Source organism: Pedobacter sp. 01T416_2, assembly GCF_056398925.1.
This window is the reverse complement of the sequence record NZ_JBFTQI010000802.1, coordinates 1-2,593: the sequence shown is the minus strand read 5'-3', so window position 1 is coordinate 2,593 and position 2,593 is coordinate 1. Positions and strand designations below refer to the sequence as shown.

Annotated in this window: 2 protein-coding genes and 1 pseudogene; 2 read left to right on the top strand and 1 reads right to left on the bottom strand. The window is 40.0% G+C overall.

Going from position 1 to position 2,593, the window contains the following annotated elements; translation table 11 throughout:
* Together AC1DPQ_RS24290 and AC1DPQ_RS24285 are read left to right on the top strand one after the other, a co-directional pair.
* Window positions 1-203, top strand: a pseudogene (locus AC1DPQ_RS24290) (ferredoxin--NADP(+) reductase); the annotation flags it as partial.
* Window positions 204-245: 42 nt separating this feature from the next.
* Complete coding sequence (locus tag AC1DPQ_RS24285) at window positions 246-572, top strand: 2Fe-2S iron-sulfur cluster-binding protein (RefSeq protein WP_025141835.1); 327 nt, start codon at window positions 246-248, stop codon at window positions 570-572.
* Window positions 573-962: 390 nt separating this feature from the next.
* Here the strand turns inward: AC1DPQ_RS24285 and AC1DPQ_RS24280 are convergent.
* A partial coding sequence (locus AC1DPQ_RS24280; RefSeq protein ID WP_477611139.1) for a glycoside hydrolase family 2 TIM barrel-domain containing protein occupies window positions 963-2,593 on the bottom strand: 1,631 nt, incomplete at its 5' end.

Genomic DNA, 2,593 nt, shown 5'->3' with positions numbered 1-2,593 from the left:
AGGTTAATGTTGATGATTATTCGACAAACATCCCTGGAATTTATGCTATTGGCGATATCAACACTTACACCAATAAACTAAAATTGATTCTTTGTGGTTTCCACGAGGCTGCATTAATGAGCCATAGTGCTTATTCATACATGAACCCAGGTGTGAAATATACCATGAAATATACAACTGTAAACGGAGTTTCAGAATTTTAAGCTTTCTACTATATTTGTGAATCAATATAAGTAAGCTAAAAAATGGAAAACAATATTAATATATACATGCAAGAGCCGGATGGCTCGGTTACTGAACACGTTGCACCAACAGACATGGGTTTAAGCCTGATGGAGTTTTTAAAAGCATCAGAGTACGATATTCTAGCTACTTGTGGCGGAATGGCTTTATGTGCTACCTGCTGCGTTGATGTGTTAGAAGGCGAAGAAAAACTTAACGAAATGACAGACGATGAGTATGCCATGTTAGATACTTTGCCTGATCTGTTACCAAATTCGCGTTTAGCCTGCCAATTGCAGTTAAACAACAATATGGATGGATTAAAAGTAAAATTACACGGCGTAAGCTAGGTTAAAAACATATTAAAGAGAAAAGGCGATACCTAAGTGTCGCCTTTTTTTGTTTTCTATAGACCTGAATTTTAAACGGCCAACCGAAAATTACAAACTGATCTAGGCGTTACCCAATCCCTAACGCGGATCCATCGCCATTTGGAGCCCCCTTTGTTATTAAACCTGATAAAGCGAAAAGCCCGAAGCGCAGCGAGGACTTGCAGCGATAGCAGGGCTACGATCCGCCACGACAACAGAACCCAACATTTCCAAAAACGATGAAAAATAAGCCTGCGCTTCAGGATTAAAAATCCTTAATTTCTAAAGATGGGATTACAAATCCCGACTAACGGACTCTTGTATCAGAGACCTGGCAGGTTTTGAAAACCTGCCAGGTCTAAAAAGAGGTTATTGAATATTTATCTTCTGCTTTTCTACATTCCAGCCATATACCTCTACAGCTAAATTATTTTGTTTTCCTGTATATTCTACAATTACCGTTTTACTTTCGCCAGGCAAAATACTTACGTAGTTATCATCATAAAAAGCAGGAAGCACGCGTTCACCAGTATTGCCATTTATTAAAGCAACTCGGTTAAAAAATGCTACTGGATTGCCATTTGCATTGCTTAAAGTAACTGCTACCTTGCCGTTTTTCTGATCAACTGCTGCAACTTTTAATGGCGCTTGTTTGATGCTTTTTAAACCCGAATATTCCCCATCCTTCCCAGGAAGCCAATAAATATTCTCACTCAGTATATTTTGCTTCTGGTCTAAAATCCTTAAAGAAACAAATACACCTTCTTTTTTATCCAGCTTAGTTAAGAACTCGTTCATAGGAAAAAGTCTTCTCACCGAAGATGGGCCAACCGAATTGAAAGCCTGAGAGTAGAAATAATCCTTTCCGTCCATATCATAAGCTTTCGCCTGTATCATCAGGTTGTTTTTCGTGCTAAACCCATTGTTTACAATGGTAACCATGCTATCCAAAGGATTCATCATCACATGCAAAGGCTCACTTCCTTTCCTTAAGCCATATAAGCAGGCATTAGGATCAAGGTAATAATCGTACATCTGTCCACGCATGGCTGTCCAGGGGTTTTGGGTTTTCCAGATGATAGAACCGGTATACCAGTCCCACATTTTGTTCGAGAAACCCTCCATTAATGCCCTGTATTGATCGTAGTTGGCCAATTGTGCTTTCATGGCAAAATCTTCTGCACTTTTTGGCTTACCGTATGGATTAAGGTATTGCTCGTAAGAGATGTATTTATGATAATCCCATACCGAATCGGGCTTGGCTTTGTATTGAGGCGCAATCAGGTTTTCTTTTGGGATAAAACGGAGCAGGGAAACGTAGTCGCCTACCCCTACCGATCCTACTTCCGAGTTATAAGGAAATGTTCTGGTACCCCAGAAACTTTTAATATCCTGTATGCCGTATGGACCATCACCGTTCCCTCCAATGGAATTAAAAGACATTTCGTCGCTATTGGAGAAATCAAAAAGTTTTCTCGTTCCATCTAAGCGCGGCAGAATATCGTTCTTTAAAGGCTCCAAAATATCTTCCGGTGGTGTAATCTCATTTCCACCACACCAAAAAGCAAGTGAAGCATGGTTTCTGATCATTTTGATCTGATCTTCAATGGCTCTTAAGGTTAAATTATGATCATCTGGATAATTTCTGCGCGTCCATTGATCTTCCTTCTTCATTGGATCTACCCATCGGCCGTTACAATCGCCACTGAACCAGAAATCCTGAAAAACCAACAAACCATATTTATCACAGGCGTTGTAAAACTCAGGTCTTTCTAAAATTGCTCCTCCCCAAATCCTGATCAGGTTGAGGTTCATATCTTTATGGTAACGCACTTCAGCATCATAGCGGGCATCACTAAAACGGAGCATTGCATCAGAGATAATCCAGTTACCACCCTTAATAAAAATCTTTTGTCCGTTTACAAAAGCGCCCATACTCTTGGTGTGCTCGTTCCAGATATTATCTATTTGGCGAACCCCCACTTTAAGCTGTTCTTGAT

Coding starts and splice junctions, on each gene's coding strand:
- AC1DPQ_RS24285 (WP_025141835.1), top strand. CDS start 246: ATGGAAAACAATATTAATATATACATGCAAGAGCCGGATGGCTCGGTT.